The sequence below is a fragment of the Aristophania sp. ESL1100 genome, assembly GCF_058511235.1.
In genome coordinates, this window is record NZ_CP196394.1 from 464,231 (window position 1) to 478,283 (window position 14,053).

At 49.9% G+C, this 14,053-nt stretch carries 13 protein-coding genes; 3 read left to right on the forward strand and 10 right to left on the reverse strand.

Annotated features, from left to right (window positions below; genetic code table 11):
- Positions 1-45 precede the first annotated feature (45 nt).
- Positions 46-483: a hypothetical protein gene (locus ACSYSY_RS02285; protein ID WP_491707715.1), complete on the forward strand. Its 438-nt coding sequence runs from the start codon at positions 46-48 to the stop codon at positions 481-483.
- Between the two features lie 242 nt (positions 484-725).
- Here the strand turns inward: ACSYSY_RS02285 and nadC are convergent, their stop codons facing one another.
- From nadC to ACSYSY_RS02335, 10 genes are all read right to left on the reverse strand, one after another.
- Positions 726-1,589 (reverse strand): carboxylating nicotinate-nucleotide diphosphorylase, encoded by an 864-nt coding sequence (nadC, locus tag ACSYSY_RS02290; RefSeq protein WP_491707716.1) that lies wholly within the window; start codon positions 1,587-1,589, stop codon positions 726-728.
- A 4-nt stretch (positions 1,590-1,593) separates the two neighbouring features.
- Entirely contained in the window at positions 1,594-3,081 is a 1,488-nt protein-coding gene (locus ACSYSY_RS02295) for an L-aspartate oxidase (protein WP_491707717.1), read from the reverse strand.
- Complete coding sequence (gene nadA / locus ACSYSY_RS02300) at positions 3,078-4,013, reverse strand: quinolinate synthase NadA (RefSeq protein WP_491708201.1); 936 nt, start codon at positions 4,011-4,013, stop codon at positions 3,078-3,080. Before nadA ends, ACSYSY_RS02295 begins: the two co-directional genes overlap by 4 nt.
- A gap of 141 nt (positions 4,014-4,154) precedes the next feature.
- Positions 4,155-5,036: an NUDIX hydrolase gene (locus tag ACSYSY_RS02305; RefSeq protein ID WP_491707718.1), complete on the reverse strand. Its 882-nt coding sequence runs from the start codon at positions 5,034-5,036 to the stop codon at positions 4,155-4,157.
- Positions 5,037-5,049: 13 nt separating this feature from the next.
- A complete protein-coding gene (locus ACSYSY_RS02310; protein ID WP_491707719.1) occupies positions 5,050-6,219 on the reverse strand; it encodes a hypothetical protein in 1,170 nt (389 codons plus the stop codon).
- 194 nt (positions 6,220-6,413) lie between these two features.
- The gene (locus ACSYSY_RS02315; protein ID WP_491707720.1) at positions 6,414-7,178 is read right to left on the reverse strand and encodes a lysophospholipid acyltransferase family protein; all 765 of its coding nucleotides are present in this window, start codon (positions 7,176-7,178) and stop codon (positions 6,414-6,416) included.
- Between the two features lie 53 nt (positions 7,179-7,231).
- A complete protein-coding gene (locus ACSYSY_RS02320; RefSeq protein WP_491707721.1) occupies positions 7,232-7,726 on the reverse strand; it encodes a YdcF family protein in 495 nt (164 codons plus the stop codon).
- A gap of 100 nt (positions 7,727-7,826) precedes the next feature.
- Positions 7,827-8,732 (reverse strand): hypothetical protein, encoded by a 906-nt coding sequence (locus ACSYSY_RS02325; RefSeq protein WP_491707722.1) that lies wholly within the window; start codon positions 8,730-8,732, stop codon positions 7,827-7,829.
- An 11-nt stretch (positions 8,733-8,743) separates the two neighbouring features.
- On the reverse strand, positions 8,744-9,472 hold the full coding sequence (locus ACSYSY_RS02330; RefSeq protein ID WP_491707723.1) for an ATP-binding cassette domain-containing protein: 729 nt from the start codon (positions 9,470-9,472) through the stop codon (positions 8,744-8,746).
- 42 nt (positions 9,473-9,514) lie between these two features.
- Positions 9,515-9,934 carry a hypothetical protein gene (locus ACSYSY_RS02335; RefSeq protein ID WP_491707724.1) on the reverse strand — a complete coding sequence of 140 codons (420 nt, stop codon included), beginning with the start codon at positions 9,932-9,934 and terminating at the stop codon, positions 9,515-9,517.
- A gap of 225 nt (positions 9,935-10,159) precedes the next feature.
- Between ACSYSY_RS02335 and ACSYSY_RS02340 the strand changes: the two genes are divergently transcribed.
- Entirely contained in the window at positions 10,160-12,040 is a 1,881-nt protein-coding gene (locus ACSYSY_RS02340) for a hybrid sensor histidine kinase/response regulator (protein WP_491707725.1), read from the forward strand.
- Positions 12,041-14,053 (forward strand): response regulator, encoded by a 2,013-nt coding sequence (locus tag ACSYSY_RS02345; RefSeq protein ID WP_491707726.1) that lies wholly within the window; start codon positions 12,041-12,043, stop codon positions 14,051-14,053. It begins immediately after the preceding gene.

Consider the following 14,053-nt stretch of genomic DNA (forward strand, 5'->3'; position numbering starts at 1 on the left):
GCGAGCGCAGGCAATCTTAAATCTGAAAAACTTACCGGAGGAATAATGCGTTATCTTCTCATAATATTGGCTTTTGTTATGCCTATTTCTTCTGCCACAGCGAAAGGAATAAACAAACAATTCTGGGGACTATGGCAGCCTTATTCAACGACGGCCATTTCGATAACAGGGCCAATTAAGATTGATGAACATCATATTGAGATTCTTTATGGTCATCATGTGATGGAGGCTGAGTATGCAGGAAGTAAAATCATAAAGTATTTAACTACAGATACCGGTATACATACTGTTGCCTATAAAATTTCTGGGGACACGACTTCCATACTTATAAGAAGTAATCAACTGTGTGGGGATAAACCTATTAAGTTTGCCTATTTTTTTATGAGTGACGGCTTGTTTTCAATGCGGTTAACAGATGAAGATGACCTTAATATTAAAGATAAATATTATGGGTGTGCAGGATATACCTATTACAAGGAATAAAAGTTCCTTCTGATATGCCCTATGGAATGATTTTCTCAAAGGAAATTATGAGCAAGCTTCAGAGAGAATGGAAAAGGGCTTTCCAACGATTATGGGAAGAGCGCGCGTTAAAAGAGATGTTGGCATGTTAAGAGCCCCCAAGGCATTACATTAAAGACTCTAGTAGTTCTGGGGGAAAATAGCGTTATGCCCAGAAGAAACCTATTGGAAACTCCTGGGCATAATGATCAGAAACCCTTCTGTTACGGTAGGGAATCAAGTCCGATATCGAGGGCTTTTACGCTATGAGTGAGCCAGCCGAGAGAAAGGACATCGACGCCGGTTTCTGCAATGGAGCGAGCGGTGTCAGGTGTGATGCCGCCTGATGCTTCAGCAATGGCACGGTGATTGATCATTTTAACGGCCTGCCGCAGCGTATCTGGATCCATATTATCCAGCAGATAAGCATCTGCAATATTCACAGATAGCGCTGTCTCCAGCTGCTCCAGAGAGTCAACCTCAAGCTCTATTTTCATAAGGTGACCGGCCCTTTGGCGTGCGGCTTTTAGGGCGGCGGTCAGGTCACCTTCAAAAAGGGCGATATGATTGTCCTTTAGCATAATGGCATCATCCAGGCGGTGGCGGTGATTGCTTCCACCACCGGCACGGACGGCATATTTCTGTAAGGCTCTTAACCCAGGCAGAGTTTTGCGTGTGCAGCAGATATCGACAGGACATCCTTCCACAGCTTTAACAATTTCTGCCGTGGTGGAGGCTATGCCACTTAGATGTGAGAGCAGGTTCAATGCAACACGCTCTCCGCCCAGAACGGCAGCGGCAGGTCCTTCAATTGTTGCAATGACGTCGCCGGGTGCAATGATATCGCCGTCACGTCTGAGATGATGGAAATGCACATCCCGTTCCAGGAGCTGGAACGTCAGGCGTGCGCCGGGGAGACCGGCGACCACACCATTCTGTCTGGCCTTGAAATAGGCTTTCAGGCGTTTTTGAGGCCCTGCAAGCAAAGATTGTGTTGTGACATCGCCCCCTGTGCCGAAATCCTCACGCAAGGCTGTTGCGATAATGGGTTCCCATAAAAGATCGGGAAGAAAAAGCGTTTCAGTCATGATGTCACGAACTCCGTAGCATGGGTAAATCGCTAATCGTATAGCTATGTCTTTTTGCAACAGGCAGGGTTTCAGGATAGTCGCTCCGCCAATGCCCCCCGCGTGATTCAGAACGGTTAAGGGCGGCCCATCCCAGAAGGGACGCTGTCAGAGCGCACTCATTGGAAGAGGCCAGAGGAAGGGTATGGTCCAGAAATTCCCTGATCCCGTTTCCAGTGCGGATAATCCCCAGAGATGTTTCCATGAGGGACTGATCAGTCCATTCCGACGAAGATGGGGAAAACTCTAAAGTGGGCGGTGTCCCAGGACTTTGTGGGAAAGAATGCTCCCTGATATCTTCTGCAACCCATTTCCCCGCGACCAGCGCTTCAAGCAGAGAATTGCTAGCCAGACGGTTGGCTCCATGGAGGCCTGTGCAGGCGATTTCACCACAGGCCCAAAGCCCTTTCACAGAGGTCCGTCCATGCAGGTCAACCTTGAGACCACCCATATGGTAATGCATGGCAGGTTGCACCGGGATTGGCTGTGTATCAGGGTCAATGCCTATCGCAAGGCAGGATTGCGTAATACCGGGGAAAAGTGTGCTGAAACGTCCTTTTGGCAAGGACATTCCCCGAAGAAAGACCTCATGCCCTTCTGTAATCCGGGCGGCGATGGCACGCCCTACGACGTCACGTGGGGCGAGCTCATCGATAAAGCGTTCGCCTGCTTCTGTCGTCAGAAGCGCTCCGGCCCCCCGTACAGCTTCGCTGACCAGAGGGAGGCGTCCTTTAAGGAGAGGGCTTCGCAAGGCTGTCGGGTGGAACTGGGTAAATTCCAGATCAATCGCCTCAACGCCCGCTCTCAGGGCCATCCCAAGGACATGCCCTTTATTGGTTAGGGGAATGGTTGTGTGATGGTAAAGACCGCCTATGCTCCCGGCAGCAAGAATGCAGCATGTTGTGGGAATATAGCCCGCACTCGTCCAAAGCCCCTTGAGGCTGTTTCCTTCAACATCAAGCTTTATCAGATGATGGGGGGATAGGTGATGAATCGTGTTCCTTGTCTGTGCCTGTTTCAGCACAGATTTCATGATGCTGGCGCCGGTGCGATCCCCCCCGGCGAACACGATGCGCGGGTGTTGATGGGCTGCCTCAAGATGAAGCGCCAGCGAACCATTGTCCTCACGCGCGAGCGGGACGCCCCACTCCAGAAGTGTTTCAACTGCTGAAGGGCCTGCTTCTGTAAAGGCCTTTACAACGTCCTGATCACATAACCCGGCCCCTGCCTTGATAGTGTCTTCAGCATGAGAGGCAGGGCTGTCTCCCGGTCCGATTGCCGCGCACATCCCTCCCTGTGCCAAATGGCTGGATGTAAGCTCTGCCTGAATGTCGGGCGTGACAATCAGGCAAGGACGATCAAGGTGCAGAGCCGTCGAATAGGCTGCAAGGCCACCCCCGATAATGACCGGCCAATCCTTGTAGGCGTCAAGGATGGGGAGGAGCGGGCTCACACCTGCAACATCCGTTCAACGGCCCGGCGAGCCGGGGCTTGGAGGGTGGGGTCAATGGTCACTTCGGGAGAAAGGGTCTCAAGTGCCCGTCTGATATTTTTGAGCGTGATGCGCTTCATATGCGGGCAGAAATTACAGGGCCCGATAAATTGGGTCTGCGGATAAAGTGCTGCCAGATTGCGCGTCATGGAACATTCAGTAATCAACAAAACCCGTTCCGGTTTTTTTTCTGCAACGTAGCGCAGCATTTCTGCTGTAGAACCAGCCATGTCTGAAGCGGCAACAACGTCCGGGCTGCATTCAGGGTGGGCGATAACGGTTACAGGGGCGAAATTCTTCCGGTACGTGGCAATTTCTTCTGGTGTGAATTCCCTGTGAACTTCGCAATAGGCAGGCCACGTATACATTTTGATGCCTGTTTCTTTTTCAATATTGCGTGCCAGATTTTCGTCAGGGATCATAATGACTTCCGGCACTCCCAGGCTTTCAACAACCTTGCGGGCATTGCCCGATGTGCAGCAGATATCAGTCTCGGCTTTGACGGCAACTGTGCTGTTTACATACGTGACAACAGGCACCCCGGGATGTGCGGCCTTAAGAGCGCGCACATTTTCTGCTGTGATACCCTCAGCCAGAGAACAGCCTGCTTTCAGATCTGGAATGAGCACGGTCTTTTCCGGGTTCAGTAATTTCACGGTTTCTGCCATGAAATGCACACCGGCCATGACGACGACCTGTTCTTTCAGATTCTGTGCTTCACGCGCCAGTGCCAGACTATCGCCTTTAATATCTGCGACAGAAAGAAAGATTTCCGGAGTCTGGTAATTATGCGCCAGAATGACCGCATCGCGCTCTTTTTTCAGTCTCTGGATCGCCGCAGCATCTTCAGCATAATCGGCCTCCCACTTTTCAGGTGAGATTGATCCCGTCATGGAAAGGAAAGAAGCGGTGGAGGAGGTTACCTTAGTGTCTCGAAGCATCGAGTTGTTCCTGAAAAATTCATGTGAATTATTTATACTCAATTTGAGTATAAAGTGGGCATAAAAAAGGCAAATAACCAGATGTAGGAAATATTATTTTTCTTTGAGGGGCAAATTAGCACCAGCGAGGTAACAACTCACATCACGTTTTTGGCAAAAGCGATAAAAACGTGCCGGCCGACCGGGGGAAGAGCCTTTAAAATGGCTGGTTTCCTCTAATAATTTCTGATTAAGGACCAGTCTTCGGAAATTTGATTTATGAATAGGCCTGCCAGAAACACTTTCCATAGCATGCTGGAGTTGATTAAACGTAAATATATCAGGGAGAAAGCTGAAGATCATGGCGCTATAGCGCACTTTACTACGGAGTCGCGATAATGCTGTTGCCAGAATCCGTCTATGATCATGCGCCATGGGAGAGCCGCTGAAAGGTAATATGGCGCCGGTTGATGACTCGCCAACGAGGCCGGCCTCCCATAATAGTTCGTAGCGATCAAGCACCTTTTCATCATCCCATCCATTGGCCTGCAGACCAAAATAATGATGAATACGTGCTATTTTCTGAGAATTCTGCCCTGCCCATTTCAGTAATTGTGAAACAAGTTCCTCAAGAGACGCCGCATTTTTTTCAGAACGACGATCTTCCCATGGAAAATATTCATAAAAAGACTTGAGAGCCGTCGCATCCTCAGAAAGGTTACGCGAAATAGCCAGATAGGAAATGCTGATAAGGCGGCGTGCAGCCCCATCAGCTGTCTGGTCAGCAAAAGTATAGAGCTGTTCCATTGCATTAATGGAACCACAGTCCGTCAGTTTTTCAGCCCAATGATGAAAGCCGCGCTGAAGGGAGGCGCGTTGTGCATCAAGAGGGCCGGAGGGGAGCGTATCCTGCCCTCTTATGAGAACCATGGGAGCCGATTTCCCCAATGTTACGAGGATTGCAATCAGGTCGACTTCGCACAGCATTGAGGGCATGGAGCTGGATCCTTTATTGAGATTGGTTGCCTGAATTGCTGAGCTCAGAGAACATTTCAACAAGAGGTTGAAGGACGCCCATATCAAGATTGACGAGTTTATCATCCTTTATTGTGGCTGATATGATAAGAGGCTTGCGATATTCATCGTAATCGCCACTGAAGAACTTAGCTAATAACGCATCTCCATAAGGAGAAACCTCATTTCCCGTAATCGCTTTACCAAAATGATGATAGGTTGATTGAATCAGGTCACGCCAGGCATCAATCCTGAGGGTAATATCGCCTGATTTCGTGTCGGGTGCATATTTGCCCGATACGGCAATGGCAGGAACCGGATTGCTGTTTTGGGTAGGCTTATCTGGGCGACCGGATGCCGGTGAGGGAGATGAAAGTGCCAGTGAAGGAATCTGGAAACTATAATCCTGCAACGTAACGAGCGCCTTATCAGCATCACGACGGGCGTTAAACGCCAGATGCATATGACTGACCTCAAGTGGTATGGGCGTATTTTGATAATGGAACATAGTCTCAACATGCTTGCTGGAACTTTCCAGGGAGACCTGTGTAGACCGTGCAGTGGTGTCACCCTTATATTTTACAAGGCCTTTGACATCATGAAAGGTGACTGAGCTGACCGTATGATCAATTTGTTTAAAATCAATATGGATCAGCTGAACATGAAAAGGTGAATTGATGGATTCCTTATGAGAAGGATCGCCTGATTGATAGAAATGCCCATTTTCAAAAAGAATGGTAGCCGTGCCCGACACATCTGATACGGCGATGACGTTTTTACCGACAAATGTAATGGGAGTTCCATGATAGCGGGTAAATCCTTTCATCCATTCCGACCAACTCCCTCCGATCCGTGTTGCTGTGCCAAGAAATGAAACAGTGCCTTTTTCATCGCTATCACTAAATTTGGGTTGGTCTATTCTGACCCACGCACCAAAGGGCCAGCCCCCACGTTTTGTAATGTTAAACTCAGCTTTGTCGCCTAATGAGCGGGCCTGGGTTTTAATTAAATCAATGTGATGGCTTATCCGGCTTTGGAACTGGAAATAAAAGACCGTGTCGATGATCAGAAGAATCGCGACAATCACGCCGATAAGGGTAAAGATCTTTAGTTTGAGAGAGGATGGTGTCCGCTCTTTTATAGTAATCGAAGAGTGATTGGTCATGATTTTATCCCCAGTTCTTGTATAGTGTTTGTAATAACATCATTGTGTTCATGGAAAAATGAGCCTCCTATTTGTCAAGAAGACTTTTTAAGAGCTATCCAACCTTGTTTGGCGGAATTCTGCGGCTTTTAAACGCACTATGGAAAAAGAGGAAAGAGCGTGTTTTCACCATAACCTTCTGATTTTTCAGGAGGTCATGGGGAGGGTGCTTTTTTATCCATTTTTGAATCCACAGAGTTATCCACAGAGTGATAGGCAATGTTGTGGATTTCACATAACTCGTCCCATGCATGGTCGAGGGCCGGGATCAGGTCTCGTCCTTTGGCGGGAGGAAGCGCTTCTCCAATCGCGACGATCAGGGTGCCAGGATATTTGCGCCAGGGGGAGCGGGGCCAGAACAGACCGGAATTTGTCACGACCGGGATGACTGGTCCCGTAATTTGCCGGGCGATCGCAACAATTCCGTTCTGGATAGGAGCTTTGAGACCGGGGAGTGTGCGTGTTCCTTGTGGGAAAATGATAATTTGTTTCCCAGCTTTCTGCGCTTTTGAGGTTGCATCCATCATGTCCCGCAATGCCTGGGAGCCGCCTTGGCGATCAACGGGAATCATGCCGCTTAAAAGGAGCATAGGGCCCACAAAGGGGATGCGCGTCAGTTCTTTTTTAATGATATAGGCAGGGTAAGGGACATTATTCATCCATACAAACCCATCAAAAAAAGACTGGTGCTGAGAGGCAATAAGACAGGGGCCATTCGGCAGGTTCTCGCGTCCTCTAATCTCAATTTTGATGGAACAGATATGGGAAAGTCCCCATAAAACGGCACGAGACCATGCCTGGGCGTAATGTAAGGCAAGTTTTTCCCGGCCCAGAAAGCGTATGGGCAGGGCGCCAAGGCCCATCGTGAAGGTCAGGAGCAGCAGGTAAAGATTAAAAGCAGCACCACGAAGAAAGCTCATAACATCTCCTGCAAATGAATTTATGTTACCTAGGTTGAATAGAAGCGTTAATCTTAAAGGACATCCCGCAGAAGCACACCTGTAAATTTTATATATTCACGGCTCAGAATTTTAAGTCCGCTCAGACTGAAAAACAGATCGGTGTCTGGAGATTGCACACTATAAGGGATGAACTGCACATCTGGTTCGGCTTTGCGGAGCTCAGCCAGGGCGCGGGGCATATGGTAGGAGGACGTGACGATCAGGAGTGTATGGCTGTGGTTCTGTGCGACCCAATCAGCTGTTTCCTCGGCATTTCCGGTGGTGCTGAGGGCGCGGTGTCCCAATGTGATGTGAGGATATAAATAAGCGGGAAATGCCTGGTTCTCAGTGCTGTAAAGGAGCTGATGCAATCCAGTCCTGTTATCCACACCGGAAATGAGCAGACGGGCAGAAGGATTTTGTTCCAGGAGCGTCAAAGCGGTTTTGACTCTGTTCTTCCCGCCTGTGAACACGACAATGTCAAAATTCCCCGAAAGAAGGGGAGTAGGGGCTGAAGTCTGTTTCATGACAGAAACACTGAAGATGATAAAGCCAACAAGATAAAGGCTAAGCAGACAGGTAGCCGCCCTTACTGCGCAAGTGCGTAGTTTGGCAGTGCTCCCGGCCTTATACATAAAAACGACTGGAGGGATGGCGGAAAAAACAGGTAGCGATCCCCCATCCTGCCAGGCAGTTCAGCAAGGGCCATAAAAGCAGGATAACGGTGAGGAAGGGCCCAAAGGGGTTATGAAAGAAAATGTCACTCAGGCCGTCCGGCTGAGCAGGTAAGTGAAGAACAGGCCGCAAGATAGAGGCCACGCTATTGAGAAGTGGTATCATCATTATGAGACCTGCATAACCTCCTACGAGGCAACGCCATCCTGTCTGGCGTCTCACACTATGCCAGAAAACGCGTTCCGGGCACCCACTGTAAAAGAGGATTTTTATAGCAGCAAGGTGTTTCTGCCAGCCATGAGAGAGAGAGAGGACAAAGCTCAGGGCAAAAATTGCTTCCCCTGTAAAGATCAGGAAAAACGAAACGACGCCACTTGCCAGCTGAAGAGGTTTGATAACGCCTGGGAGCCATTGCATCATATCTGGCGGAAAAATGACCATGGCCTGTGGAAATGTCTGTTTAATGGTCTTCTCAAAAACCTGCCTGTCCCCATTATAGGTAAGACTGGCCACCAGAGGGTAGGAAGCCGTCCATGATCCTCCCCATTGGGTCATCAGATGGCTGATTTCGCCTCTGGTCATGATTTTTACGTCACGTCCCTGAGGGATGTTGTGGAGAAGCTGGAGGAGAGTCTCTTTTTCCGAAGGACTGTCTGTCTGCTCAGGGGATGATGAGTGCGGTAACGTCACAAGAACATGATTAACCAGGCGATTTTGCCAGCTCTGGACGAGTGTTCTTGTTCCGACCATGACATTAAAACCGGACGCAACGAGCAGAAGCGCACATGCTGCAAAAAATGGGAGAAGATTTGAGCATAAGCGCGGAACAAGCGGTGGAAAGTTTCTAAGAGGGCTCATGGCACTTTATATCACCGTCTCTGATATCCGGGGGTCAAAGAACGTTCAGCCAGACGGACAGAAACCGCTGGCTCGTCAGACGCCGGGCTGGAAGCAGGGAGTGTGATGAGAGGCGCCGGCAAGGCGGGAATAATGTCCGTTGTGTCAGTCGCCGTTACGATGATGGTTTTTCCCGAAGCGATCATATCTTTGAGAAGGATCAAGAGTTTGTCCCGTAAAGTGGGGTTTATACTCAAGGCAAGTTTATCAATGAGCAATAAAGCAGGCCTGATAATGAGCGCCCGGGCAATAGCGAGTTTAAGCCTTTCTGTATGAGATAATTTCCCAGGCAGGGTTTGTGCGGCGTCATCAAGCGATAACCATTTCAGCAGGCTCATTGTATCACGGAGAATGGTCTTCCGGTCATAGTGATTAAGGCGCATAGGCAAAGCGACATTATCAAACAGGGTCCAGTTTTCAATAAATTCAGGTTGGTCAGCCACGTAGCCTGTCCGGGCGCGTAAAAGCGATAAAGTTGCGGCAGGGAGCTTTTTATTGATCTCAAAACCAAACATGCTGAGAGAGCCTGATGAAAAACTACGTTGCAGAGCAAGGATCTCAAGCAGACTTGTCTTGCCACTTTCCGCTGGACCGGTCAGCCAGTAATGCTTCCCGGTTTCAAGGTGGAGAGAGAGTGTCTGTCGCTTTTGTGGATGATAATCGTGCGAAAGAGGCAAGGTCAGGTTGCGCAGATCAATCATGATGTCGCCATTAATAGAGCGGAAAAGAGTTATAGAGGGTCGTTAAAGGCGACGTCCCAGCCAGGTGGCGGCTGTTGCACAGAAAGCGGCTCCTGCCATGAGTAGAAAGCCATCGAAAATCAGCCCATGAGGGGTGATGACATGGCCCATAAACTCAAGTCTGGTCGGAATGGACTGGGTGATATGGCCAACGAGATCTTTTGTCTGGGGGTCATTACTCACGCTTGAAACATTCTTGCTTACCACACCGATCAATGTCGGCAGACAGGCCCAGCCAAAGCCGGTAATCAAAATGAGCGGGGCAAATAATTCACAGACCTGAAGCAGAAAACAGCAGGCAAAATGAAAGATGGCCCAGAGAAGTGTTTTTACCCCCGAAACGACGAAAGAGTCTGAAGCAGAAGAGGGAGTATGCGCGGGGAGGCGGGGAAAAGAGGAGGAAGGTCCAGGAGGTTGGGCCATGCGTTCAGATCTTGAAACGGGCGAAGGGGCCTTCTGGGAGTCACTCTGGGTGTGTGAAGATTGATCCATAAACGTATATCCTGTGACCTTGTTCATAATCTCTTTGTGTGACGGTACATCATGATCGTGTATCACCGATGGGTTTGTGATTTTAGTGCAGTTGTAGTTAACTGCAAGTTCAATGAGCCTGCCCTTATCTCTTGCCTGGCAGATAAAGAGGTTATTATGCAAATATTCTCCCCTTCAGAAGTAGAAAAAACCACCATTCTGCTGGTCGAGCCCGAGGGAGAGGAAAAAGGAAAGATTAAAGCGCTTCTGCGTGCGCAAGGTTTTACGGTGGCGTGCGTTGACACAGCGGAAAATGCTTTGCCTCAGCTGGAAAACGGGTTGAAAGACGGTCGTGTTCCCGATCTTCTTGTCGTGAGTACATGGCTTGATGGGATGAGCGCCGGGCAGCTGGTCCGGCGTCTTCGTCTCGATTCCCGTTTTCGTTCCATCCCTGTCTTGATGCTGACGGAAGATGTTCTTTCAGGCATGGAGCGTGATGGTCTGGAAAGCGGAGCTGATGCCTATATCTCACGTTCTGCTCACCCGGACCTGTTATTACTTCGTATCCGGGCCTTGCTTCAGACGGGTGTGGAACGTCTCCCGAAAGAAACGTCACTGGAGTTGAGACGGGCGCGGATTGTCATTGTGAACCCCCCCACAGATGATTCGCTGCAAAGTTTCTGGGATAATCCCCAGCTTGAATTGCCTGATGCAGAACAGGATGACGAAGAAGAGGATGAAGGGCCCGGTCTGGGAGAGCTTTTATGGCGTGATGGCTATACCGTCACGTCTGTAGAGCGATCTTCTGATCTGATTGAGGGAGGCTGGCTGGGAGGGAGCGCTGCGCCTGATTGCCTGGTACTGGTTGATCTGGGGAAAAGTGGTCATGACCTTGCTTTCTGTCAGTTGCTTGAAAGGCGCAGGAAATCCATTCAGGGGGCAGGAGGGACGCCTTTTCGTATCCTGGGCATTGTGGAAGCGGGCCTGTTTCGTCAGCAATCATCGGTTGTTTTTCTGGAAGCAGGCATTGATGATCTGGTGCCCAGCGATATTTCGCTCGATGTTCTGGCATTGCGCATCCGGACTCTGGCCCAGCGCCGCATGGGGGAAGAAAGCTTCCGCCAGCAGGAAACAGAGCGCCAGAAAGCCGCCCTTACCTATGAAGCCGCTCGCGCCAAGGCAGAAATGGCAGATGCTCTGGAGCGGGCTAACCAGGATCTTGCCAATACGAATAAAGAACTGATCCAGACGCAGGCCAAGCTGGTTCATACCGCCAAAATGGCGTCTTTGGGTGAGCTGGTGGCCGGTATCGCCCATGAAATCAACAACCCCCTGGCCTTTACCATAAGCCATGCTGAGACCGTGGCTAAAAATCTGCATATTCTGCAAAAAGAATCGTTGCCGGATGATGTCCTTCAGAAATTGGGAAAAGGATATGATCGCCTCAAGGCAATGAAAATCGGCTTGCAGCGTATTCAGAACCTTGTGCTGGGTTTGCGGCGTTTTTCCCGCCTGGATGAAACGAGTTTTCAGAAAGTGGATGTTGCTGATGCCCTCGAAACAACTCTGACGCTTCTGGCTCACAAGCTGGGCAAGGAAATTATCGTTGAACAGAAACTTGAGGCTCCCACTTATCTGATTTGTCAGGCATCGCTGATCAATCAGGCGATCATGAATATCATTTCCAATGCCGCAGATGCGATTGCCTCTATCAGCGGTCCGGGGGAAATGCCATCAGGCCATATTGAGATCAGAACATATTTACAGAATAATTTTTATGTTATGTCGGTCTGTGATGATGGGCCGGGCCTTGATGAAAAAGTCCGTCACAGGATTTTCGACCCTTTCTTTACGACCAAGGCGGTTGGAGAAGGGACTGGATTAGGGCTGGCAATTGCTCATGGGGTTGTGGAAGCTCATGGGGGAACCATTGAGGTTGGTCCAGGGCAGGAAGACCCAAACGGGCAGGAAGAGAGCCGTAGGGGGACTCATTTCAGGCTTTTTATTCCTGTTGAAGAAACGCCTGAAGGGCTGAGAGCGAAGGGACGCGTGAAATAAATGGCGACAGGTTTGGCAAAAAGGGACCGTTTATTCCCATTGCCTGATGATTACAGGCCAACGATTCTTCTGGTCGATGATGAAGAAGAAATTCTTATAGCTTTAAGTGATATTCTCGAAGATCATTACAGACTTCTCAGCACGACCAATCCCCATGAAGCCTTAACGCTTCTGGCAGAACATCCTGAAATTGTAACGATCATTTCTGATCAGCGTATGCCAGGGCTGATGGGGGACCGTTTTCTTGCCCAGGCTGGAGAGATTTCAGATGCAAGAAGTATTCTGCTCACAGGCTATGCCGATCTTGATGCCGTTGTTTCAGCCCTGAATGATGGTCACGTACAGGCCTATATTCACAAACCGTGGGAAGCCGGAGCGCTTTGCACATTGGTTGCGGAAGTGACGCAGCATTCTCTCTCCCAGAGGGCTTTGCGGACCGAACAGGCCCTTTTAAGGGGGTTGATGGACGCTCTGCCTCTGCGATTGGTTTTTTCTGACGCAGAGGGACATGCCATTCGCAGCAATCTTCCCGATAAAAAGGTTGAAAACTGGTCTGAGGAATTAACGCATTACCCCGGGAGCCTGAGGCAGGATATTCTGGAAATGCGTGAGGAAACCGCCCGGAAAGGACAGTCCGAACGTCTGGTTCCTGAAGTGGTGGAAACCCAGAAAGGAACTACCAGAACAAGGTGGCACGAATTAAGCCGCCTTTCGCTTGCCTGGCCCAAAGATGTGCCTCCCGATCAGATGTGGCAGGTATGTCTTGATCGTGACGTGACGCGCCGTGTGATTGTTGAAACGCAGTTGCGTCAGGCAGAGCGGCTTGAATCCCTTGGGACGCTGGCGGGAGGTGTTGCTCATGACTTCAATAATCTTCTGGCAGCGATTTCAGGATCACTGGAACTTCTGGAAGATGATATTGGTGAGGGCAATGAGCAGGCTCTGCACATTCTTTCGCAGGCTCAGGAGGCCGTGCAACGAGGGGCTGCGCTGACGCGCCGTCTTCTGCAATTCGGACGCTCCCGGCAGGATGACCTGAAAGACGTGCCAATCAAGCAATGTCTGGCTGATTTGCAGGATATTCTTGAACAAAGCCTCCGTGGGACCGGGCAGAAGTGCCAGTTGATCATTCACCCTGTGCCTGAGGGAATTCCGCCGGTTTTAACTGACCCACAACAGCTTGAAATGGCGCTTCTCAATCTCTGCGTCAATGCACGTGATGCCATGCCTGGTGGTGGGAAGGTAGAGATCAGGGTGCGTCTTGTTGAGCATGCACTTGAAGGTGTGCCTTCCTCCTGCTCGTCCTGTCATGCTGTTGCGCTGGATGTCAGCGATGAGGGAGAGGGCATCCCCCAGGAAATTATCGACCGTATTTTTGATCCTTTCTTTACAACCAAGGAAGTGGGAAAGGGGACGGGTCTCGGACTTTCAGGTGTGTATGGTTTTATAACGCGCTGCCATGGAGATATTCAGGTACAAAGCAAAAGCGGTCAGGGAACGACCATGACGCTGTACCTGCCTATTACGGCTGCCATGCCTGCTGATTCCGGTTTAAACGGTGGGAGTGGATCACAAAAAATCCGGAGAGCTTTTCAGGAAAACAGGTCCATAGAACAGGAAGGGGCCAAAACGTCCGCAACGTCAGAAAAAGCACGTATTCTTGTGCTTGATGATGAAGAAATGGTCCGTCTTGTCGTGGCCAATTTTCTGGAAATGGATGGTTTTTCTGTAAAGACGGCAGGCACGTTTGAAGAGGCGTTAGAGCTGATTGCGCAAGGATACAGGCCAGACCTTGCCGTGCTCGACGTGCGCATGCCCGGGCATGATGGGCCGAGCTGTGCGCGTTATTTCAAGGAAAAATTCCCTGAAATGGGGTTTCTTTTTATGAGTGGTGACGTTGCACAATTCGACCTGGCAGGTGTCCCCCTTCTTTCCAAACCGTTTACGCAGGAACGGTTGATACGGGCTGTGCAGGATGTCATGGAGAAAAAAACTCACACCTCCCCCTCTTGA

Coding starts and splice junctions, on each gene's coding strand:
- ACSYSY_RS02315 (WP_491707720.1), bottom strand. CDS start 7,178: ATGAGCTTTCTTCGTGGTGCTGCTTTTAATCTTTACCTGCTGCTCCTG.
- ACSYSY_RS02340 (WP_491707725.1), top strand. CDS start 10,160: ATGCAAATATTCTCCCCTTCAGAAGTAGAAAAAACCACCATTCTGCTG.
- ACSYSY_RS02310 (WP_491707719.1), bottom strand. CDS start 6,219: ATGACCAATCACTCTTCGATTACTATAAAAGAGCGGACACCATCCTCT.
- ACSYSY_RS02285 (WP_491707715.1), top strand. CDS start 46: ATGCGTTATCTTCTCATAATATTGGCTTTTGTTATGCCTATTTCTTCT.
- nadA (WP_491708201.1), bottom strand. CDS start 4,013: ATGACGGGATCAATCTCACCTGAAAAGTGGGAGGCCGATTATGCTGAA.
- ACSYSY_RS02330 (WP_491707723.1), bottom strand. CDS start 9,472: ATGATTGATCTGCGCAACCTGACCTTGCCTCTTTCGCACGATTATCAT.
- nadC (WP_491707716.1), bottom strand. CDS start 1,589: ATGACTGAAACGCTTTTTCTTCCCGATCTTTTATGGGAACCCATTATC.
- ACSYSY_RS02335 (WP_491707724.1), bottom strand. CDS start 9,934: ATGGCCCAACCTCCTGGACCTTCCTCCTCTTTTCCCCGCCTCCCCGCG.
- ACSYSY_RS02325 (WP_491707722.1), bottom strand. CDS start 8,732: ATGAGCCCTCTTAGAAACTTTCCACCGCTTGTTCCGCGCTTATGCTCA.
- ACSYSY_RS02320 (WP_491707721.1), bottom strand. CDS start 7,726: ATGAAACAGACTTCAGCCCCTACTCCCCTTCTTTCGGGGAATTTTGAC.
- ACSYSY_RS02305 (WP_491707718.1), bottom strand. CDS start 5,036: ATGCCCTCAATGCTGTGCGAAGTCGACCTGATTGCAATCCTCGTAACA.
- ACSYSY_RS02345 (WP_491707726.1), top strand. CDS start 12,041: ATGGCGACAGGTTTGGCAAAAAGGGACCGTTTATTCCCATTGCCTGAT.